This is a genomic window from Salmonella sp. A7, from assembly GCF_020181675.1.
Lineage (GTDB): Bacteria > Pseudomonadota > Gammaproteobacteria > Enterobacterales > Enterobacteriaceae > Salmonella > Salmonella enterica.
Window position 1 is genome coordinate 1,825,363 of record NZ_CP084001.1, and the last position, 20,697, is coordinate 1,846,059.

At 55.9% G+C, this 20,697-nt stretch carries 23 protein-coding genes and 1 pseudogene; 8 read left to right on the forward strand and 16 right to left on the reverse strand.

Features of this window, described 5'->3' with window-relative positions:
• Positions 1-233: 233 nt before the first annotated feature.
• From LCS67_RS08715 to LCS67_RS08750, 8 genes and pseudogenes are all read left to right on the forward strand, one after another.
• Positions 234-326, forward strand: a pseudogene (locus tag LCS67_RS08715) (heavy metal-binding domain-containing protein); the annotation flags it as partial.
• Between the two features lie 259 nt (positions 327-585).
• Positions 586-2,862: a thiosulfate reductase PhsA gene (gene phsA / locus LCS67_RS08720; protein ID WP_000028225.1), complete on the forward strand. Its 2,277-nt coding sequence runs from the start codon at positions 586-588 to the stop codon at positions 2,860-2,862.
• Between the two features lie 14 nt (positions 2,863-2,876).
• Positions 2,877-3,455, forward strand: a complete 579-nt coding sequence (phsB, locus tag LCS67_RS08725) for a thiosulfate reductase electron transport protein PhsB (protein ID WP_001016236.1) — start codon at positions 2,877-2,879, stop codon at positions 3,453-3,455.
• Positions 3,452-4,216: a thiosulfate reductase cytochrome B subunit gene (gene phsC / locus LCS67_RS08730; protein WP_001092558.1), complete on the forward strand. Its 765-nt coding sequence runs from the start codon at positions 3,452-3,454 to the stop codon at positions 4,214-4,216. The genes phsB and phsC overlap by 4 nt, the downstream gene beginning before the upstream one ends.
• 123 nt (positions 4,217-4,339) lie before the next feature.
• The gene (gene dacD, locus LCS67_RS08735; protein ID WP_031567864.1) at positions 4,340-5,512 is read left to right on the forward strand and encodes a serine-type D-Ala-D-Ala carboxypeptidase DacD; all 1,173 of its coding nucleotides are present in this window, start codon (positions 4,340-4,342) and stop codon (positions 5,510-5,512) included.
• A gap of 150 nt (positions 5,513-5,662) precedes the next feature.
• Positions 5,663-6,130 (forward strand): DNA gyrase inhibitor SbmC, encoded by a 468-nt coding sequence (sbmC, locus tag LCS67_RS08740; RefSeq protein WP_000384326.1) that lies wholly within the window; start codon positions 5,663-5,665, stop codon positions 6,128-6,130.
• A gap of 118 nt (positions 6,131-6,248) precedes the next feature.
• Positions 6,249-7,307, forward strand: coding sequence for an FUSC family protein (locus LCS67_RS08745; RefSeq protein WP_001200860.1), 1,059 nt, complete (start codon positions 6,249-6,251; stop codon positions 7,305-7,307).
• Positions 7,308-7,551: 244 nt separating this feature from the next.
• The gene (locus LCS67_RS08750) at positions 7,552-7,887 is read left to right on the forward strand and encodes a DUF496 family protein (protein WP_000450405.1); all 336 of its coding nucleotides are present in this window, start codon (positions 7,552-7,554) and stop codon (positions 7,885-7,887) included.
• A gap of 33 nt (positions 7,888-7,920) precedes the next feature.
• On the opposite strand, the gene pduX is transcribed toward LCS67_RS08750, so the two are convergent.
• The 16 genes from pduX to pduG all read right to left on the reverse strand — a co-directional run bounded on the left by pduX (position 7,921) and on the right by pduG (position 20,683).
• Positions 7,921-8,787 carry an L-threonine kinase PduX gene (pduX, locus tag LCS67_RS08755; protein WP_001518728.1) on the reverse strand — a complete coding sequence of 289 codons (867 nt, stop codon included), beginning with the start codon at positions 8,785-8,787 and terminating at the stop codon, positions 7,921-7,923.
• A 93-nt stretch (positions 8,788-8,880) separates the two neighbouring features.
• Entirely contained in the window at positions 8,881-10,095 is a 1,215-nt protein-coding gene (gene pduW, locus LCS67_RS08760) for a propanediol utilization propionate kinase PduW (protein WP_000120646.1), read from the reverse strand.
• Entirely contained in the window at positions 10,080-10,532 is a 453-nt protein-coding gene (gene pduV, locus LCS67_RS08765) for a propanediol utilization protein PduV (protein WP_000826268.1), read from the reverse strand. The genes pduW and pduV overlap by 16 nt, the downstream gene beginning before the upstream one ends.
• A 4-nt stretch (positions 10,533-10,536) precedes the next feature.
• The gene (gene pduU, locus LCS67_RS08770; protein ID WP_000441100.1) at positions 10,537-10,887 is read right to left on the reverse strand and encodes a propanediol utilization microcompartment protein PduU; all 351 of its coding nucleotides are present in this window, start codon (positions 10,885-10,887) and stop codon (positions 10,537-10,539) included.
• Positions 10,887-11,441: a propanediol utilization microcompartment protein PduT gene (gene pduT / locus LCS67_RS08775; RefSeq protein WP_000075777.1), complete on the reverse strand. Its 555-nt coding sequence runs from the start codon at positions 11,439-11,441 to the stop codon at positions 10,887-10,889. The genes pduU and pduT overlap by 1 nt, the downstream gene beginning before the upstream one ends.
• A 2-nt stretch (positions 11,442-11,443) precedes the next feature.
• The gene (gene pduS, locus LCS67_RS08780; protein WP_031567869.1) at positions 11,444-12,799 is read right to left on the reverse strand and encodes a cobalamin reductase PduS; all 1,356 of its coding nucleotides are present in this window, start codon (positions 12,797-12,799) and stop codon (positions 11,444-11,446) included.
• Positions 12,796-13,908: a 1-propanol dehydrogenase PduQ gene (gene pduQ / locus LCS67_RS08785; protein WP_001091446.1), complete on the reverse strand. Its 1,113-nt coding sequence runs from the start codon at positions 13,906-13,908 to the stop codon at positions 12,796-12,798. The genes pduS and pduQ overlap by 4 nt, the downstream gene beginning before the upstream one ends.
• 11 nt (positions 13,909-13,919) lie before the next feature.
• A complete protein-coding gene (gene pduP / locus LCS67_RS08790) occupies positions 13,920-15,314 on the reverse strand; it encodes a CoA-acylating propionaldehyde dehydrogenase PduP (RefSeq protein WP_001097662.1) in 1,395 nt (464 codons plus the stop codon).
• Positions 15,311-16,321, reverse strand: coding sequence for a two-domain cob(I)yrinic acid a,c-diamide adenosyltransferase PduO (gene pduO / locus LCS67_RS08795; protein ID WP_031567874.1), 1,011 nt, complete (start codon positions 16,319-16,321; stop codon positions 15,311-15,313). The genes pduP and pduO overlap by 4 nt, the downstream gene beginning before the upstream one ends.
• A 9-nt stretch (positions 16,322-16,330) precedes the next feature.
• The gene (gene pduN / locus LCS67_RS08800) at positions 16,331-16,606 is read right to left on the reverse strand and encodes a propanediol utilization microcompartment protein PduN (RefSeq protein WP_000549825.1); all 276 of its coding nucleotides are present in this window, start codon (positions 16,604-16,606) and stop codon (positions 16,331-16,333) included.
• Between the two features lie 3 nt (positions 16,607-16,609).
• The gene (gene pduM, locus LCS67_RS08805) at positions 16,610-17,101 is read right to left on the reverse strand and encodes a propanediol utilization microcompartment protein PduM (RefSeq protein WP_023137997.1); all 492 of its coding nucleotides are present in this window, start codon (positions 17,099-17,101) and stop codon (positions 16,610-16,612) included.
• Entirely contained in the window at positions 17,098-17,730 is a 633-nt protein-coding gene (locus LCS67_RS08810) for a phosphate propanoyltransferase (RefSeq protein WP_000356727.1), read from the reverse strand. The genes pduM and LCS67_RS08810 overlap by 4 nt, the downstream gene beginning before the upstream one ends.
• Complete coding sequence (pduK, locus tag LCS67_RS08815; RefSeq protein WP_001284380.1) at positions 17,730-18,212, reverse strand: propanediol utilization microcompartment protein PduK; 483 nt, start codon at positions 18,210-18,212, stop codon at positions 17,730-17,732. The genes LCS67_RS08810 and pduK overlap by 1 nt, the downstream gene beginning before the upstream one ends.
• Before the next feature lie 3 nt (positions 18,213-18,215).
• A complete protein-coding gene (gene pduJ, locus LCS67_RS08820) occupies positions 18,216-18,491 on the reverse strand; it encodes a propanediol utilization microcompartment protein PduJ (RefSeq protein ID WP_001057755.1) in 276 nt (91 codons plus the stop codon).
• A gap of 19 nt (positions 18,492-18,510) precedes the next feature.
• Positions 18,511-18,861: a propanediol dehydratase reactivase beta subunit PduH gene (gene pduH / locus LCS67_RS08825; RefSeq protein ID WP_031567882.1), complete on the reverse strand. Its 351-nt coding sequence runs from the start codon at positions 18,859-18,861 to the stop codon at positions 18,511-18,513.
• Positions 18,851-20,683 carry a propanediol dehydratase reactivase alpha subunit PduG gene (gene pduG / locus LCS67_RS08830; protein WP_001268899.1) on the reverse strand — a complete coding sequence of 611 codons (1,833 nt, stop codon included), beginning with the start codon at positions 20,681-20,683 and terminating at the stop codon, positions 18,851-18,853. Before pduG ends, pduH begins: the two co-directional genes overlap by 11 nt.
• Positions 20,684-20,697 lie beyond the last annotated feature (14 nt).

A 20,697-nucleotide genomic window follows, 5' to 3' on the forward strand; every position in this document is an offset into this window, starting at 1 on the left:
GTCTGGATTTTTAACGCCTTAGAAGTAAGTTTCATATGTCGGTATGGCGATGGAGATCACAATTCACCATGTTATCTGGCAGGTTTCTTTCAGAAAGTGTCCATCCTGCCATCATGTCACCGTATTGTGGGATGCTGACGTATCTGAGGAAAAATCCATGCATAAGAGAGCGGGTCGGGTAACGAAGCCTATAAGTGCGCAAAAGTAAACCCGCTTTGATGCTCAATCAGCGTTTTTTCGCCGGCATTCGGGATATCGTCGGCGGACGGTCCGGCGCGTATGAGAAAGAACTGCGAAAAGCGCGCGAAATCGCTTTTCAGGAACTAATCGTTTTTTTTAAAATATTATTACGTGTTATTGGAGTTGTATCATTTTTATAATTAACAGTGAGTTGTTTGATAATTCTGCTGATTATTCAATGACAGTCCATGTGCGTGTTCAGAAAATATAAAATTTTTATAAAACAAAAGGTTTTATCGTGTCGGCATCTTCATTTTAACAACTATTTCAAATTGTGATTGAAGCCGACATTTCATAATACAAATTAAATATAATCTTCAGCTATATCTAATAACAGGAGGTTATATGAGCATTAGTCGTCGTTCTTTTTTGCAGGGGGTAGGCATCGGCTGCTCTGCCTGCGCGCTGGGCGCTTTTCCGCCCGGGGCGCTAGCGCGCAACCCGATTGCCGGCATTAACGGTAAAACCACGCTAACGCCAAGCTTGTGCGAAATGTGTTCCTTTCGTTGCCCTATTCAGGCGCAGGTAGTCAATAACAAGACCGTTTTTATCCAGGGCAATCCTTCTGCGCCGCAGCAGGGGACGCGCATATGCGCCAGGGGCGGGAGCGGCGTCAGCCTGGTCAATGACCCGCAACGGATTGTAAAACCTATGAAACGCACCGGGCCACGCGGCGACGGTGAATGGCAGGTGATTAGCTGGCAACAGGCTTACCAGGAAATCGCGGCGAAAATGAATGCCATCAAAGCGCAGCATGGCCCCGAGAGCGTGGCTTTCTCTTCCAAATCGGGTTCGCTCTCCAGCCATCTTTTCCATCTGGCTACGGCCTTTGGTTCGCCTAATACCTTTACTCACGCCTCAACATGCCCTGCCGGGAAAGCCATTGCGGCAAAAGTGATGATGGGCGGCGATCTGGCGATGGATATCGCTAACACGCGCTATCTGGTTTCGTTTGGCCACAATTTGTATGAAGGGATTGAAGTTGCCGATACCCATGAGTTAATGACCGCGCAGGAGAAGGGGGCCAAAATGGTGAGCTTCGATCCGCGTCTGTCGATATTTTCCAGCAAGGCGGATGAGTGGCACGCTATTCGTCCCGGGGGAGATTTAGCGGTTCTGCTGGCGATGTGCCACGTCATGATTGATGAACAGCTCTACGATGCGTCTTTTGTTGAGCGTTATACCAGCGGATTTGAACAGTTAGCACAGGCGGTAAAAGAGACGACGCCGGAATGGGCCGCCGCGCAGGCTGATGTCCCGGCCGACGTCATTGTCCGGGTGACACGCGAACTGGCCGCCTGCGCGCCTCACGCTATTGTCAGTCCTGGTCATCGTGCGACGTTCTCGCAGGAAGAGATCGATATGCGGCGTATGATTTTTACGCTTAATGTACTGCTCGGTAATATTGAGCGTGAAGGCGGGCTATATCAGAAAAAAAACGCGTCGGTTTACAACAAACTGGCCGGAGAAAAGGTCGCGCCAACGCTGGCGAAACTCAACATTAAAAATATGCCGAAACCGACGGCGCAACGAATCGATTTGGTCGCACCGCAGTTTAAATATATCGCCGCTGGCGGCGGCGTGGTGCAAAGCATTATTGACGCGGTGTTAACCCAGAAGCCTTACCCGGTAAAGGCGTGGATTATGTCGCGGCATAATCCTTTCCAGACCGTCACCTGTCGTTCGGACCTGGTAAAAACCGTTGAGCAACTGGATCTGGTGGTTAGCTGCGATGTCTATTTGAGCGAGAGCGCGGCGTATGCCGACTATCTGCTGCCGGAATGCACTTATCTCGAACGGGACGAAGAGGTATCGGATATGTCGGGACTGCACCCGGCTTACGCTCTGCGCCAACAGGTCGTAGAGCCGATTGGCGAGGCGCGTCCGAGTTGGCAAATCTGGAAAGAACTTGGCGAGCAGTTGGGATTAGGGCAGTACTATCCGTGGCAGGATATGCAGACGCGCCAACTCTATCAATTGAACGGCGACCATGCTTTAGCGAAGGAACTGCGACAGAAAGGGTATATCGAATGGGGCGTTCCGCTGCTATTACGCGAACCAGAATCCGTTCGCCTGTTTACGGCGCGTTACCCTGGCGCTATCGCGACGGACAGCGACAACACCTATGGCGAACAGCTTCGCTTCAAATCGCCCTCCGGCAAAATCGAACTTTATTCCGCAACCCTGGAGGAATTGCTCCCAGGCTACGGCGTTCCGCGCGTTCGTGACTTTGCGCTTAAAAAAGAGAATGAGCTTTACTTCATTCAGGGCAAGGTGGCCGTGCATACCAATGGCGCGACGCAGTACGTACCTTTACTCAGCGAGCTAATGTGGGATAACGCGGTCTGGGTCCATCCGCAAACGGCGCAAGAAAAAGGCATTAAGACCGGAGATGAGATCTGGCTGGAAAATGCTACGGGTAAAGAGAAAGGTAAGGCGCTGGTGACGCCCGGTATCCGTCCGGACACGCTTTTTGTCTATATGGGATTTGGCGCTAAAGCAGGGGCCAAAACGGCGGCGACGACACACGGTATCCACTGTGGCAATTTACTGCCGCACGTGACGAGTCCGGTATCCGGTACGGTAGTGCATACCGCAGGCGTGACGCTGAGCCGGGCATGAGGGAGGAGGGAACCATGAATCATTTAACGAATCAGTACGTCATGCTGCATGATGAAAAACGTTGTATCGGCTGCCAGGCGTGTACCGTTGCCTGCAAAGTGCTTAATGACGTACCGGAGGGATTTAGCCGCGTACAGGTACAAATTCGCGCCCCTGAACAGGCATCCAACGCACTAACCCATTTTCAATTTGTCCGCGTCTCCTGTCAGCACTGTGAAAATGCGCCATGTGTCAGCGTTTGTCCTACCGGAGCGTCATATCGTGATGAAAACGGGATCGTGCAGGTGGATAAATCGCGCTGTATTGGCTGCGATTATTGTGTTGCCGCATGTCCTTTCCATGTGCGCTATTTGAATCCGCAAACCGGCGTCGCCGACAAGTGTAACTTCTGTGCCGACACGCGGTTGGCGGCTGGCCAGTCTCCGGCGTGCGTATCCGTTTGCCCAACGGACGCGCTGAAATTCGGCAGACTGGATGAGAGCGAGATCCAGCGCTGGGTCGGTCAGAAAGAGGTCTATCGCCAGCAGGAGGCGCGTAGCGGCGCGGTCAGTCTGTACCGTCGTAAAGAAGTCCATCAGGAGGGTAAAGCATGAATACTATCTGGGGAGCGGAACTACATTATGCGCCAGATTATTGGCCGCTGTGGTTAATTTACGCAGGCGTCGTGGTGCTGCTCATGCTTGTTGGGCTGGTTATCCATGCGTTATTGCGCCGGATGCTGGCGCCAAAAACGGCGGGCGGCGAAGAGCATCGTGACTATCTCTACTCGCTGGCGATTCGCCGTTGGCATTGGGGAAATGCGTTACTGTTTGTTTTATTACTGTTAAGCGGTTTATTTGGTCATTTTTCTCTCGGCCCTGTAGCGCTAATGGTACAAGTGCATACCTGGTGTGGTTTTGCCTTACTGGCTTTCTGGGTCGGGTTTGTGCTGATCAACCTCACCACAGGTAACGGGCGTCACTATCGGGTAAATTTTTCCGGACTGGTGACGCGCTGCATACGCCAGACGCGTTTTTACCTTTTTGGCATCATGAAAGGGGAAGCGCATCCGTTCGCGGCAACAGAGCAGAGTAAGTTCAATCCACTGCAACAACTGGCATATCTGGCAATTATGTACGCGCTGGTACCGCTGTTAATCATCACCGGTTTGCTGTGTCTCTATCCGCAGGTTGCGGGTCTGGGCCCTGTGATGCTGGTGCTGCATATGGCGCTTGCTATCATCGGCTTACTGTTTATTTGCGCGCATCTCTATCTGTGTACTCTTGGCGACACGCCGGGACAAATTTTCCGTAGCATGGTTGACGGCTATCATCGTCATCGTACCGCGCCGCGCGGGGATAAGTCCGCCGTCTGAGCGTATCCATAAAATAAAGTCAGCAAGAAAATGTGCCTTGTGTCACATTTTCTTGCAATTTATCCATGTTTGTTTAACTGAACTTCCGTAAAAAGAACGGCAAATAGAGACCATCCTGAGGACATGCTGTTGAAACGCCGTTTGTTTATTGCCGCTTCTTTATTCGCAATGCACCTTTCTCCTGCGCTTGCGGCCGATGCCGTAAGTTTTGCTCCCCAACCGCCAGCCATTGATGCAGGCGCCTGGGTGTTGATGGATTACACTACGGGACAGGTTCTTACCGCCGGTAATGAACACCAGCAACGTAATCCCGCCAGCCTTACCAAGCTAATGACGGGCTACGTCGTCGATCGCGCCATCGATAGTCATCGTATCAGCCCTGACGATATCGTCACCGTTGGGCGCGACGCCTGGGCGAAGGATAATCCGGTGTTTGTCGGCTCCTCGTTGATGTTTTTAAAAGAAGGGGATCGCGTGTCGGTACGCGATTTAAGCCGTGGCTTAATTGTGGATTCCGGTAACGATGCCTGTGTGGCGCTGGCGGATTATATCGCGGGCGGGCAGCCGCAGTTTGTGACGATGATGAACAGCTATGTGAAAAAACTCAATTTACAGGATACCCATTTTGAAACCGTCCACGGTCTGGATGCGCCGGGACAACATAGCTCCGCGTATGACCTGGCTGTACTCTCCCGGGCGATTATTCACGGCGAACCTGAATTTTATCACATGTACAGCGAGAAAAGCCTGACCTGGAACGGCATCACGCAGCAGAACCGCAACGGCTTGTTATGGGATAAGACCATGCATATTGATGGGCTTAAAACCGGACACACATCGGGGGCGGGATTTAATCTTATCGCATCGGCGGTGGACGGGCAGCGTCGACTTATCGCTGTTGTGATGGGAGCGAAAAGTTCGAAAGGCCGTGAAGAACAGGCGCGAAAACTGTTGCAGTGGGGCCTGCAAAACTTTGCGACGGTGCAGATTTTGCACAGCGGTAAAAAAGTGGGCAGCGAGCGAATCTGGTATGGAGACAAAGAAAAGATTGCGCTGGGTACGGAACAGGATTTCTGGATGGCGCTGCCTAAAGCGGAAATTCCGCATATCAAAGCAAAATATGTGCTGGATAGAAAAGAGCTGGAGGCGCCAATCGCCGCTCATCAACAGGTAGGTGAAATAGAGCTCTACGATCGGGATAAACTGATCGCTCAGTGGCCGCTGGTCACTCTGGAATCGGTGGGTAAAGGCGGTATGTTCTCTCGTCTGAGCGACTATTTTCAGCATAAAGCGTAAGCCGTTGTCACATACCGTTCACCGTCATCTGAGGTGTCAAAAGGGCGGGATTGCGAGGTTGCTCACAAAATGATCACGCAGTCCTTGTGACCGTAAAAGGCTGTAATTATACTGTACATTCATACAGTATAATAAAGTGACGGAGGCAGCATGGATTACGAAATCAGGCAGGAACAAAAACGCAAGATAGCCGGTTTCCACATGGTCGGTCCATGGGAACACACCGTGAAGCAGGGTTTTGAACAACTGATGACGTGGGTGGATCGACAGCGGATCGTGCCAGTTGAATGGATTGCCGTCTATTACGACAATCCAGATGTCGTACCTGCAGAAAAACTCCGCTGCGATACCGTGGTGTCCGTGGCAGAGAATTTCATCCTGCCGGACAATAGTGAAGGCGTAATCGTGACCGCCATTGAAGGCGGCGAATATGCCACTGCTGTCGCGCGAGTGGAAGACCGTGACTTTGCGAAGCCGTGGGAACGGTTTTTTGACGTTCTGGAGCAGGATAGCGCTTATCAGATAGCCTCTGCGCCCTGTTTTGAAACCTATCTGAATAACGGTATGGAAGATGGATACTGGGATATTGAAATGTATATTCCGGTACAGCGGAAGTGATCGACTGGTTTCCTGGCTGAAAAGAGCGGACGGATAATGTGTTCCGTCCGCCAGTGCGCTATTTTTGCTATAAAGCAGGTACAATGCATTTTTTGCCATTCCCGTAAGGAGCGCAAGCGTGCGTGCCGATAAGTCATTAAGCCCTTTTGAAATACGGTTGTACCGTCATTATCGCATCGTGCATGGCATACGTATCGCCCTGGCGTTCATTCTTACCTTTCTGCTGGTTCGTCTGTTTTCTATTCCCGAGGGCACATGGCCGCTAATCACGTTAGTGGTGATTATGGGGCCCATCTCATTCTGGGGAAATGTAGTGCCTCGTGCTTTTGAGCGCATAGGCGGTACGATCCTGGGCGCGGCGTTAGGGCTGGTGGCGCTACGCCTGGAGCTCTTTTCCTTACCGCTGATGCTGGTGTGGTGTGCGATAGCGATGTTTTTGTGCGGCTGGCTGGCATTAGGGAAAAAACCGTATCAGGCGCTACTGATAGGCATAACGCTCGCCGTTGTTGTCGGCGCTCCCGCTGGTGATATGAATACGGCATTATGGCGTGGCGGGGATGTGATTTTGGGGTCGCTACTGGCAATGTTGTTTACCGGCATCTGGCCCCAGCGCGCCTTTTTGCACTGGCGCATCCGACTGGCGCATTGCGTCACGGCGTATAATCGGGTGTATCAGGCAGCGCTGTCGCCGAATTTGCTGGAGCGCCCCCGGTTGGATAAACATTTGCAACGGTTGCTGAACGATGTCGTCAAAATGCGCGGGCTGATAACGCCCGCCAGTAAAGAAACCCGGATACAAAAATCTATTTTCGAGGCCATTCAGACCATCAACCGCAATCTGGTTTGTATGCTTGAATTACAAATCAACGCCCACTGGGCGACGCGCGCCAGCCATTTTGTGATGCTTAACGCGCACACATTGCGTGAAACCCAGCAGATGACGCAGCAAACCTTGTTAACGATCGCCCACGCGTTGTTTGAAGGCAACCCGCAGCCGGTACTGGCAAACACCGGTAAACTGAATGATATTGCTGCCGAGTTGCGGCAGCTAATGAACGAGCAGCAGGACGACGCGGTGGCTGAAACCCCCATCCACGGCTATGTTTGGCTAAGTATGGAAACGGCCCGACAGTTGGAACTGCTTTCGCATTTGATCTGCCGGGCTTTGCGCAAATAAAAAGCAGATGGGGTGAATGAATTTGTTGCTGCTTCGATTCAGCAAAGATTAAGAGTATGATACTAATATAAGGATAAAATGAGTGCTACTGACAACGATTTTATCTCCGAACCTTCAGGTTTCCCCAGACGGCGACGTAACGGTGTTTCCTCTGGCGGCTTGAAGTATGACGGGGATAAACGTAATGTTTATCCACTAGCAGTTGCTTAACGAATCCGAATCTCACATTATCAGGGGTGTAAAAATGGAAACAACCAAGCCTTCTTTCCAGGACGTGCTGGAGTTTGTTCGTCTGTTCCGTCGCAAAAATAAACTGCAACGTGAAATTCAGGACATTGAGAAGAAGATCCGTGACAACCAGAAGCGTGTGCTGCTGCTGGACAACCTGAGCGACTACATCAAGCCAGGTATGAGCGTTGAGGCGATTCAGGGTATCATCGCCAGTATGAAAAGCGACTATGAAGATCGTGTTGATGACTACATCATTAAAAATGCCGAAATCTCCAAAGAGCGTCGTGACATTTCCAAAAAGCTGAAAGCGATGGGCGAAATGAAACACGCCGATGTAAAAGCCGAATAATGCGCTACGGCAGTGGGAGCGTATATCAGGCTCTCACTGCAGTTTGACCCCGCCTGTGACCATCTTGAGTAAATGTTGTTTTGGCCAGTGTCGGGTAAGTTTTTTCTCTGCCAGCTTACCTTTCAGACGCGCAATATCATGACGTTTCCGGTCCAGCATCAGACCCACCACGCTACCGCTATGCGCCACGTTCAATCCGTATAAATCACACTCTTCGACCAGCGACAGCAGGGCGGTAAAGCCCGGCTTAGGTAACAGCGTCTGGCTGGCGATAGCGCTAAGCGTTGCCGCCTCACCCAGTCGGAGCGGATTTTGCGTTATACAGGCTTCCTGCACCAGATTCCAGGCCTGCTGCAAGGTTGCTGAACTTGCTATTAATTTCTGCTGGCGAGGGAGACGGTGGTAATCTTGCGTGCGCAGTGTGACCGGGCTTTCCAGTACCAGCAAATCGATTGGCGGCGGTGGCTCGCAGGCGATTTGCGTGGCTGCATTATTATGATCAAACAGCGTTAACTGATGAAAAACGGTGCTATCAGTGGGTTCGATTGAGACGCAAAGCTGTGCAAGGGTGGTTTCATCCAGCGAATGGCCAAGATGATGCGCCGTTGCCACCGCCGTAGCGGCGATATCTGCGGTACTGCTGGCCATGCCTTTGGCAACGGGAATTGACGAACGCACATCGACGCGAATCTCGTTACTCCAGTGCGCAGGATACTGCCAGTGCGCCAAAACGCGCTCCACCATCGCCCGCGACAATGGACGCTCGTTTACCAGCGGCGGCGCAGCCGTGACTGCTACGGTGCTGTACCAGTCAACAGGGCAGGAGACCAGTTTCTCACTGCCCAGAATCCATCCCTGGATAAGTTCCCCGCATGAGGCGGGGCATTGCGCAACAGCCACGTTATCACCTTTCAGGTACAAATAGTGTGCGCGCATAGTGTCATGGTAAAAGCGTTATTACCATGACTTGCCGCAATGCGTCGTATAACCCTCTCAGGCTGGTACACAAAGCCCTTCCGTGGCAGGTAGCGCAACGCGCATAACGTCTTGTGCGATCATTAACTCTTCGTTGGTGTTGATGACGGCGACTTTCACCAGGGCGTTCTCCGTCTGGATAAATGTCGCATTACGCTGATTTTTCTCTTCATCAACGGCTAAGCCCAAAAATTGCAAATTATGGCACACCGCCGATCTGGCGCGCGCTGAGTTCTCGCCAATGCCCCCAGTGAATACCAGCGCATCCAGTCCTCCCATTTGCATAATATAGCTGCCGATGGTGGCGCGAATGCGTTCGGCAAACAGAGTGAGAGCGAGTTTAGCCTGCCGGTTACCGGTATTGGCTGCCTGTTCGACATCGCGGTAATCAGACGACACGCCAGAAACGCCCAGCAAGCCTGACTCATTATTTAATAACTGATTCAACTGTTGCGGCGTTTTGTTTTCGCGCTGGGCTATCCACGGCAGAATAGAGGGATCAATATCTCCGCTACGGGTGCCCATCATCACGCCTGACTGCGGCGTAAAGCCCATCGACGTATTGACCGAACGCCCGTTCTTGATAGCGCAAATGCTGCTACCGTTTCCAAGATGACAACAAATCACCCGTAATGCGCTGAGTGGTACGCCCAGCTTTTCAGCCAGAACGCCGCTGACATACTTATGGCTGGTGCCATGAAAGCCATAACGGCGAATCCCCAGTTCAGCGTAATAATGCCAGGGAAGCGGGTAAATATAGGCGGGTTCATCCAGCGTCTGGTGAAATGCCGTATCAAACACGGCTACGGAAGGGGCATCAGGCAACAGTTGACGAAAAACGTGAATACCCAACGCGTTTACCGGGTTGTGAAGCGGGGCCAGTTCAGCAAGACGTTCGATTTGCGCTAACGTTTCATCCGTGACCAGCGTCGAGTCTTTAAAAAACTCACCGCCGTGCGCCACACGATGGCCCACCCCGTCAATGTCCCGCAGACTGTTAATGATTTGATAACCCAGCAGCTTTTCCAGAAGCAGCGTTACCGCATCGCGATGATCGGCAACGGGGACGGTTTCCTGCCATTTTTGGCTGTGCGTCTTAATTGTCACCTGCGCATCCGCCATACCGATACGCTCAATCAGCCCCTGGCAGAGCATGTCGCCCTGCGGCATCTCCAGCAGCTGGAATTTTAACGATGAGCTGCCGGCGTTAATGGCCATTATTTTGTAAGACATAAAGGTTCCTTCGAATTCAGAAAATCCAGCACGGCGTCGAGACCCGAGTTATTCAGCGCGCTGGTAATAAAAATCTGCCGGGCGCCAGCCTGCGTAAGCCATTGTGCGATAAGCGAAATACGCTGCGGGGCAGCGAGATCGGCTTTGGTGACAAGGCCAATCGTCGGGCGGTTCATCGGGGCGGTAAAACCCGGAGAAAAGGGCGACCACTGGGCGTCGGCATTCAGCACCAGCGCGATGACGTCGGCCTCGCAGGCGCTGGTTAGCAGGGCGCTATACAGGCAGCGGTTCTCCAGATATTCGCCCGGCGTATCGATAGCCATCGGAGACCATTCAATGGCCTGAGTTTTCTTATAATGGAGCGCTTCGCCGCGCAGGCTTTGGGTCAGCGAGGTTTTCCCGCATTGGCTGGGGCCGATAAACATCAAACGCTTCATGACGTTACGTCCGGGTGATCGAACAGGTGGTGAACTGCATCATTTCGCCCAGCGTGCGCGTTACCTGCTTGAGGGCATACTCGACGGCGGAAACGTCGCCGGTCAGCACTACGGCACCGGTAAAGCGATCGAGAAAACCAATTTCCACCGCGCCGGATTTAGTGGCGATATCGCAGGCGATAATCGATGCTTCGCTCGGCGTGATGGTAAGGATGCCAATCGCGGAAACCGCATCCGGCAGGCCCAGCTTCTTAAAGAGATCTTTCCCCGGATTGGCAATCAGGTGCGCGAGGGTGACCTGTTTCCCGGGAACGTACTCCTGAATCATGCGATCCGTTGTTGGCTGTCTTTCCATTATCCCTCCACCATCTGTCGCCACATGGCTTCATGCGGGCGCGGGATCACCGAGCGGTAAACCAGCAACCCTTTTTCGCCCGCGCTTTCGCTGGCAACCGTCACGGCGTTGTTGACATCAGAAACGTCGCCCGCCACCACCATGTAGCATTTACCGCCGATGCCGAAGGCCATATGCACCCGCACCAGGGTGACGTTTGAGCCTTTCACCGCCCGGTCTGCGGCGCTAATGCAGGCCGCTACGCTCCAGGTTTCGACGATACCTACCGCCTGGCGCTTATCGACGCTGTTCAGGCCGCTGATGGCCGGAAGTACGCTGGGATGAATATTTGCCAGCACCAGGCTGTCGACGAGCATTTCGCCGGCCTGGGACGTACCGGTTTCAATGGCCTGCTGGATAGCGCCGATATCGCCGCCGAGCATCAGCAAAAACTTCCCCGGACAGATGGTTTTACTGACCAGCAGATTAACGTTGGCGCTTTTCAGCATCGCATCGCCGAGTTCCATCCCTTTGGCGATGCTGGTGAGTTCTAAAATTCCTATAGCCTGAGACATGGTTAACCTCTTACAACCGTGATGGCCTGTTCGCTGATGGCCGAAACAATGCCGTCGATGCTGGCGTGAATGGGGGTGCCGAGCGCGCCAGGCGGGACATCGGCAACGCACTGTCCGCGCGTCACGCGCTCGCCGACGGCAACAGTCGGTACTGCGCTGGCACCAATATGCTGGCGCAGCTGCAAAGTGACTTTTTCTACTGACGGCTCTTCTTCCACCAGCGGTGCCTCCTGGTACCAGGGACTTAGTCCCAGTTTGGCGATCAGCCGCTTCACCGGCACCAGGCGATATTTCGCCATCTCGTCGGCCGGGTTCAGCGGCCCTACGTAGCGCTGGTTTTGCGCCCGCAGCTCGCGTTTTAATATGCGGTTGATGCGCATCGGCGAGATCCCCACCGGGCAGGCCACGCTTTCGCAAACGTTGCATTCCGAGCAGGTAAGGGCGCTCAGCAGCAGCTGCGGCGTGGCGGCCTGGTGAAAGTTCAACGCCCGCACCAGCAGGTGCGGGGAGAGTTCGTGGCCGATCAGGTGTCGCGGACAGAGATCGGTACACAGTCGGCACTGTTCGCAGACGGTACGCGCGACGGAAAGCACCGTGCGCTCGTCCTGCATTCTCCGCTGGATAAGCGGATGGCTTTTTGGGAGCACCAGCAGGCCGCCGGTAGTTTTCGTCACCGGGTTATCAAGAGAGGTAATCAGGCCACCCATCATCGGGCCGCCGTTAATAAAACCAGGGTCGTCGACCGTTGCGCCGCCCGCCAGCGCCAGCACTTCATGCAGTGACATGCCGACAGGAACGGTAACGGTCAACGGTCTGGCGACCGCGCCGTTTACGGTCAACGTGCGACGAGTGACCGGAAACTGCTGCTCGACCGCCCGGGCAATATTCAGCACCGTTTGCACGTTATTGACGACCACGCCGACGCTGGTCGGTAGCGCAGCCGGGGCGACCCGGCGGCCGGTTGCCATCCAGATAGTCAGCACCTCATCGCCCGCGGGATAAACATCCGGCAGGATATGCAGGCGGATACCGGCTGGCAGCTGCGGGGTAAGGGCATCGATGGCCCGGCGGTATTTTTCTTTCAGGGCTATCACCCCTTCGCGCGCGCCGGTTGCCGTCATCGCGTACTGCACGCCGCGGACAAGACGCGCGGCCTGCTGCCACATCAGTTGCTGGTCAACTTTGAGCATCGGTTCACACTCGGCGGCGTTCACCAGAAAAATCTCTACCTGCGCCTGTAGTTTGACGTGAGCGGGAAAACCTGCGCCGCCCGCGCCGACAACGCCCGCTGCGCGGACGCGCTCGCGAATTTCATCAGCGCTATGAGACATTTCAACGACGTTGACGGCGGTACTCATAGCAGTTCCTCCAGCAGTTCCCGAATTTCCTCGGCATTGGCCGGGCGCGGGTTGGTGCGCAGCGTAACGTCAGCCAGCGCAGCCTGCACCATCGCCGGAATGCGTGCGGAAAAGTCGGATCTTCCTTCTTTAAGCGCAACGGCCAGTGAGGGAAGGGCACAGCGTTGCTTAAGCAGTTCGATTTGCTGAATCAGCGCATTGATCGCCGCAACGTCATTGGCTTCTGCCGGGCAAAAACCGCAGGCTTTGGCCAGCCGCGCGTAGCGTTTGGCGGCGCGCGGGCCACCCGCGTTAAAGCGGATCACCGTCGTGAGCAGCAGCGCATTGGCCAGCCCGTGCGGCAGATGAAACTGTCCGCCGAGCTGGTGGGCTATCGCGTGGTTAAGACCCAGTCCCGCCTGGCTGAATGCCATCCCCGCCAGCGTTGAAGCATTGTGCATTTTCCCGCGCGTCGCCACGCAGTCGCCTTTTTCCACCGCCGTGGGCAGATACTGGAACACCAGTTTGGCGGCTTTTTCCGCCAGCGCGTCGGTAAAGTCGCTGGCGTGCGGTGACACCCAGGCTTCCAGGGCGTGGGTCAGCACGTCCATGCCGGTGTTGGCGGTAATCTGCGGCGGTACGCTGACCACCAACTCCGGGTCGAGGATCGCCATATCCGGATACAGCGCATTGTTGAACAGCGGATACTTGATGCCTTTATCCGGGTCGCTAATTACGCAGGCGCTGGTCACTTCCGAACCGGTGCCGCTGGTGGTTGGTATCGCCACGCAGGTTTCGATATTGATGCCGCTCTGCTGGCTAAACCAGACAATCGCTTTCGCCGCGTCCATTGCCGAGCCGCCGCCAAAACCAATTACCACCTGCGGCTGCAGGGCCTGCATTTGCGCAATGCCCTGCACCACGGTGTGGATGGTGGGGTCCGGCGTTATCTCGCTAAAGACGCTGATGCGGTTATCTGCGGGCAGCGCGTTACGCAGGGTATCCAGCAGCGGAGAGCACGCCAGAAAACCATCGCAGATTATCCAGATGTGCTTATTGGTAAAGCGCTTGAGCACCGCCAGGCTGCCCTGACCGCTGTACAACCGCGTTTGTAGTGAGAAGGTATTCATCGCGACCTCGGTTAGCGAATAGAAAAGCCGTTGGTCAGTACGCAGCGCCGGGAGCGGGCAAAAGTACGCGCTGACGTGGTCCCTTCACCGGTTGGTGTGGCAATAGTAAAGGTGGTAAAGCCTTCGCCGCCGACGCCGATCCCGGCATAGGAGGGGCCGTTTTTGACGAATATCGAGGTTTGCAGCGTGCGGGCCGCGAGGTTCAGGCGCGACACGTTCTGCGAGTGCATAATGGCGGTATGATGCAGCCCCTCTTCAACCTTCAGGGCCAGCGCCAGCGCGCTATCGAAATCGCTGACTTTTACCACCGGCAGCATCGGCATCAGCTGTTCGCTGGTGACCCACGGATCGTCGGCGTTGACAACGGCAATCAGCAGACGCGGCGCTTTTGCAGGGACAGCGATCCCGGCGGCTTCCAGCATGGCCGATGGGCTCTTGCCGACCAGTTTTTTATTCGCCTGGCCTTCAGGCAGGCAGACGGCGCGGAGTTTGTCGGTATCGGCCGGGCTTAGCAGCAGCGCGCCGAAGGTTTGCATTTGCTGCACCAGACGTTCGGCGACGCTCTCCACTACGATCAGGCTCTTCTCGGCAATGCAGGGCAGGTTGTAATCGAATGACGCGCCGTTGATGATATCTTCCGCCGCTTTCACCAGGTCTGCCGTTTCATCAACGATGCAGGGCGGGTTACCCGCGCCAGCGCCAATCACCTTCTTACCGCTCTTCATGCCCATTGCCACAATGCCGGGGCCGCCGGTAATAGCCAGTACCGCGATTCGCGGGTGGGCCATCATCTGCTGGGTCGCTTCGAAGGTGGGTTCAGCCACGGTCACCACCAGATTGCGGATGCCGCAGCAGCGGAAGGCAATCTCTTCAATCAGGCTAATCAGCTTCAGAGAGACCTTTTTCGCTCCCGGATGCGGGCTAAAGTAAATACTGTTGCCCGCCGCTAACATGCTGATGCTGTTATTGATGATGGTTTCCGTCGGGTTGGTGCTCGGCGCGACCGAACCGATAACGCCAAACGGCGAGTATTCAAACAGCACCATGCCGCCGTCGCCGGTCAGCGCGGTGGTGGTGAGATCTTCTACGCCCGGCGTGTTGTCCAGCGCAGCCTTGTTTTTGAGGAATTTATCTTCTTTGTTGCCCATCCCCGTTTCATTGGCACTCTCCTCTGCCAGAGCAGCCAGCAGCGGCGTCAGCTCCTGACGCATCGCGCTGATAATGGCGCTGCGGGTTTTTAGTGGGCACTGCTGATAACGTAAGAACGCCTGGTGCGCGGCATCGATGGCCTCGCTCACGGACTGGAAAATCCCTTTGCCCTTAGGCTGGGCCGGCGTTTGCGCCGGCGTGGTTAATTGCTCGCTAAGAATGGTGCGAATCAGGGTTTCGAGTTCAGAAGTATTCATTGATGAGTTTCCACGTTAATAGCCGCGATGGCGGTCTGTGCTATGTCCATGTCCTGCTCAACGCTGCCGCCGCTGATGCCAAGACCCCCAATTAATATGCCGTCGCGCCATAGGGCGTAACCGCCGCCAAAGGTGACCACTTTTCCCTGTAAATGACTTTCCAGACCGTAAAGCGCCGCGCCTGGCTGAACGACATCGCTCAGCTCATGGGTCGCCGTTTTCATTGCCACTGCGGTCCATGCCTTTTTTGGCGCCAGTTCGCTGCTGACCAGCAGGGCGTCCGGCATCCGCCAGGTCACAGTTTCCGTGCCGTGCGCGTCAACGATGCTGACGACTACCGGAACCTGCAGTTGCTGCGCGCGTTCAACGGCGGCGCGGGTGAGCTGGTGCAGATCGTGGAATGAGAGGGCCACGGGCGTTGTCTCCTTGCTGCGGGTCGGCTGGCTGGCAGCCAGATAGCGCTTGCTAACTTCACGGATGATGTTGGCCTGGTGCGCATCGCTATCTTCCGCGCGGGCCAGGGCGTACAGGCAGTCCGATAAGCGGTTGATGTAGCGCATCAGCACCTGGCGTACGTTGACTTCAGTTGCCAGTTCAACCAGACGGCGTTCGGCGCGGCGCGCCAGCGTGCGGGCAAAATGTAAGCGGCTCGCGGCTTCGCAGCGTCCGGGTAAAATAAAGCTGTGCAGCGGTTCGACGCGGGCCATTGCCCGATCGATAGCGGCTTCCAGGGCCGAAATCTCTTCGCTGCTGATGTAGCGCTGTTTGGGCGACGGCTGCTCGCTGTCGCTGGCCAGCTCTGCGCTAAACCAAAAAAGTTGCTGCTGGATGGCCTCGAGTAAGGTGCGGTGATTTTCATCCGCAGCGGCGCAGGCGCACAGGCTCAGCGCGGCGTTCAGCTCATCCAGCGTGCCGTAGGCTTCAACCCGCGGGTGGGTTTTGCTCACCCGCTGGCCGGTAAACAGTGATGTGGTGCCAGCGTCACCTGTTCGGGTATAAATCGCCATAACCGCCCCTTAACGCGAAAGCGTATCTACAATGCCGACAACGGCGAGGTCGATGGCCTCATTTGGCCCGGAAAAAACGTGCCTGGCGCTGGAGCCGCCGCTGAGCAAAACCAGTTCGCCGACGCCCGCGCCGACGGAGTCCACGGCCACTTCATCGCCGGAGGTGGGCGAGGCGGGGAGTTCGCCATCGGCGCTGACCCGACGCACCAGCAGCAGCTTTTTCCCAATCAAAGAAGGTGATTTTTGCGTGGAGACAACCGCGCCCGTGACTCGTGCCAGATGCATGATTTACTCCTGCTTAATTAATTGAATATTCCGCGCATTGGCCGCGTCACGCGCCATGGCGGTCACGATGCATTTGCGGTGGACAACCACACGCCCCCGGCTTAGCAGCGCGACATCGCGATAGCTCAGCACCGAACCCGCATGCAGAACCAGCGGCAGTCCGTGCTCGTCGGTGAATACCAGCGGCAGACGAGCCAGTTTTTTTACCGGGATAACCGGCAGCAGCTGGCTGTGCAGGCTGAGCTGTACGCGGATGCCAAACGCCAGCGCGTCGTGAATTTTCCGGGCTGCGGCATCGTCGGTTTCTGCATCCGCAAGCTGACCCAGCAGCGGCAGGTCGACGAGCAGGATGCGTAGCGACGCGTGCTGACAGAACAGCGCTGGACAGTCGGCATCGCGAAGTTGCGTAACGCTCAGCGTCGCCGTGCTCCGGGCACGGCGCTGCAGCCGGGAGACAATCTCCTCGACAATGCGCTGCAGGGTTTCGCCGTTCATCGCGGGCCTACCAGCCGGGCAAAGGCCTGCGGGTTATCGGCACCAGCGGCGTTGGCTTCATCGGTATCAATGTGCATTTCGAGGCGCATGTCCGGTGAAACGCGAATCGCCACGTTGTTGAAAATCAGCCCGCGCTCGTCGCCTTCAATCGCCACTGAAACCCTATCGCCGTGGGAAACCCGCAGGATCAGCGCATCAAGCGGCGACATATGGATATGCCGCTGCGCGACGATAACCCCGGAAGGTAGCTCCAGTTCGGCAAAGGGGCTGACCAGGCGGATGCCCGGCGTCCCCTTCAGGTTGCCGGACATTCTCAGCGGCGCGGCAATCCCCAGCGTTCTCGCATCGGTACGCGAAATTTCCACCTGGCTTACCGAGCGCAGCGGACCGAGCAGGCGCACATTTTTGAGCTGCCCTTTCGGTCCCACCAGGGTGACGGTTTGCTCCGCGGCGTATTGTCCCGGCTGCAGCAGCGCTTTTTTCTCGCTGATGGGATGGCCGGGAAACAGCCGCTCATAATCCTGTGCGGACAGGTGGATATGACGGTTTGAGACGCCCAGCGGGATAGGCCGCAGGCGCATCTCATCAAGAACTTTACTGACCGTTGATTGCAGAAGCTCTTTATCCATTACGCTTCACCTCGCTTACCGGGATGAATGCAAAGCGTACGAGGTTCGCCCTTCTGGCGAGGACATTTTGGATCCAGACACAGGTTGCAACTGACCAGTTCTGATTCCTGCGGGGCCTCTTCTGCTGTCGCTTCAGAAACGACATCAGCTATCTCTGACGCTTCAGGCTCAGGTTCAATGACGGAGGGTGGGGGGGGCTCTGCGAGCAGGATCCCTTCTCCGGGCCTGGCGATAACCTTGTGGGCCACCAGGCCATTCCGCTGTTCGGCGAAATGCGCACCGGTGGTGATAGCCGCCTGAACGGAGGCCACATCACCGGTAATTTTAATCACCATCCAGCCTGAACCATTGGTCTTTTCGAGGGCGAGCAGCGTGATAGAAGCGGATTTCGCCATGATATCGGCGCAGCTGATAGCCAGTGCCAGACCACAAACTTCAAGTAATCCCAGTGATTGCTTCACGCGGTGCTCCTTATTTGCCATCGATTAGGCTGATTTCGGTAAAATGGCCTCAACATCGCTGTGCGGACGCGGGATAACGTGGCAGGATTTCACTTCACCCACGACGCTTGCCGCCGCGCTGCCTGCATCTACGGCTGCTTTAACCGCGCCGACATCGCCGCGAACCATGACGGTAACCAGGCCAGAACCAATTTTTTCGTAGCCCACCAGCTGTACGTTGGCGGATTTAACCATTGCATCGGCGGCTTCAATGGCGCCGACCAGCCCTTTTGTTTCAACCAGTCCCAGTGCGTTATTCATACTGCAGTTCTCCTGTTGCTTAGCTATTCAGATCCCGGAAAGGGATCCCTTTGACCAGCCGTGCCGCGTTATTACCGGTGTTGCGTTGGGCCTGACTGTCCTGATGATGCATCAGCGTAAAAAGCGGCGCCGATGCGGGTAAATTCTTGTAATGCACGACCAGCGAGTGTCGATCGCAGGCTATGCCAACCAGCAGCGGCGAGCTGCGCGCCGCCTGCCAGGCGCTGTCAACGACATCTCCAGCCGGGTGACGCTGAAGCAGGAAAGGGATGCCTTCCTCTTCGATACCCAGCAGCACTTCGTGCCAGAGGCTGGCGCAGTCGTTGATAACGGTAATGACGATGGCCGGGGCGCTGTGATTACTGTCCATATGCAAATTCCTTGTGCCAGGAGAGAATCAGGCCGGTGGCCACCGCGTTTCTTGGGCCTTCGCTGCCGCGAATATTTCCTCGCCCGGCGACCAGGCGGTAGTGCGCCAGCGCATCGGTGACCAGCTGCGGAACTTCGAAATCCAGCGACGAGCCGCCGACCAGCACCACGAACGGAATATCGCGAATGTTGCCGGTTGGACTGACCTGGCGCAGCGCGCGCAGGGCGTTGGTGACAAAGACGCGTTCTTTAGCGCTGCGGCGAATGGCGCGCACTTTTTCCAGCGCTAAGTCGCCGGGAAGCGGCACCAGTTCGTCCGGTTTCACCACGCAGACGCGGGCGAACACGGCGGGAGGCAGCGGCGTCGGGAAGAACTGGACGCTGCCGTCCTCGTGGCGTAAGTGGAACAGGCTTTCGACCTTAGCCAGCGGGTATTTTTTGATCTCTTCCGCCAGATAGCGGTCTTCCAGCCCCAGTTCGCGGGCAATAATCATCGTGACCATGTCGCCTGCCCCGGCGAGATGGGTGGCGATGATTTCACCTTTAGGGTTGATGATGGAGGCATCGGTGGAACCCGCGCCGAGGTCGAGGATCGCCAGCGGTCGGGTGGTGCCCGGTGTGGTCAGCGCGCCCAGAATGGCGGCTTCAGCCTCAGCGCCGCCGATCTGCACGTCGATATTAAGCTTCTGCTCAATTTCACGGGCAATCATCGCCATCTGCAGACGGTCTGATTTCACCATCGAGGCGATGCCGACGGCCTGCTCCAGCGAGAACTCCCCGGCCAGACCGCCGGTGACGCTCACCGGAACCGAGGTGTCAACGGCCAGAAGATCCTGAATGAAAATCTCGCTGCTGGGTTTATTGGTTAGCTCGGCCATGGTCTGGCGCACGTGCTCCAGCATGCCGCCGATATTGGTCCCGGCCTCGCCGGTGACGTTGTCGAGCTTGCCGCAGCCGTCCACCGCTTTCATGATAGCTTCGGCACCGGCGGCGACATCCACGCGCACGGTACGACCCTGAGCCTGCAGCTCCAGGTTACCGGCGGGTATCGCACGAGCTTTGACGTCGCCGGATGGCGTTTTAACCACCACGGCGGAACGGTTGCCGATCAGCGCGCGCGCCATCGGGACGATGTTTTTCGTCTCATCGGCGTTGAGGTTGAATACGGTGGCGATGCCGTAAGGGTTGGAGAGGGTCTCGATAACCTTCCCCGGCACGGCGACTTCAATCGCCGCCAGCATCCCCAGCGGAATGCGGTCGATGTACAGAACTTCGTCAACGATCGGCAGCGATTTTTCCAGCCGGTTGCTGACCAGTACGCCATCGTCGCGCTGCAAAATGACGCCGGTAATCTGGTATCCGGCGCGCATTGAGGCGTTGATAACATTGGCGATATCGGCAAAATCAAAGGCTGACGATACCACCAGAATATAGGACGAGTCCGCAGGGCGGGTTAACAGCTCCTCCGGCGTAATCGTGATACCCACACCAAGGCCTACTCCCCCCGGCGTTTTTGGGTTATGGCCGATCATTGTCGATTCGGTGATGATGGTTTCGGTAATGGTTTCCATCGCCACATCGCCAATCACCGGCGTGGCTTCGTTAATGCGGATGAGCGAAATATCGCTGACATTGATCCCCGCGCGCTTTGCGACGAGGGCGAGCGCTTCCTGAATGCCGAACACGTTACGCAACGTGCCTTTGATCCCGGTCGTTTCCGCCAGCGCGCTGTGGGTGATTGTCAGCGCGCCAGCCTCATTCAGAGTCGCCAGGGCGACTTCCGTCGATGAGTTGCCGATATCAATGCCAGCTATATATCGCATCACATACCCCTGTA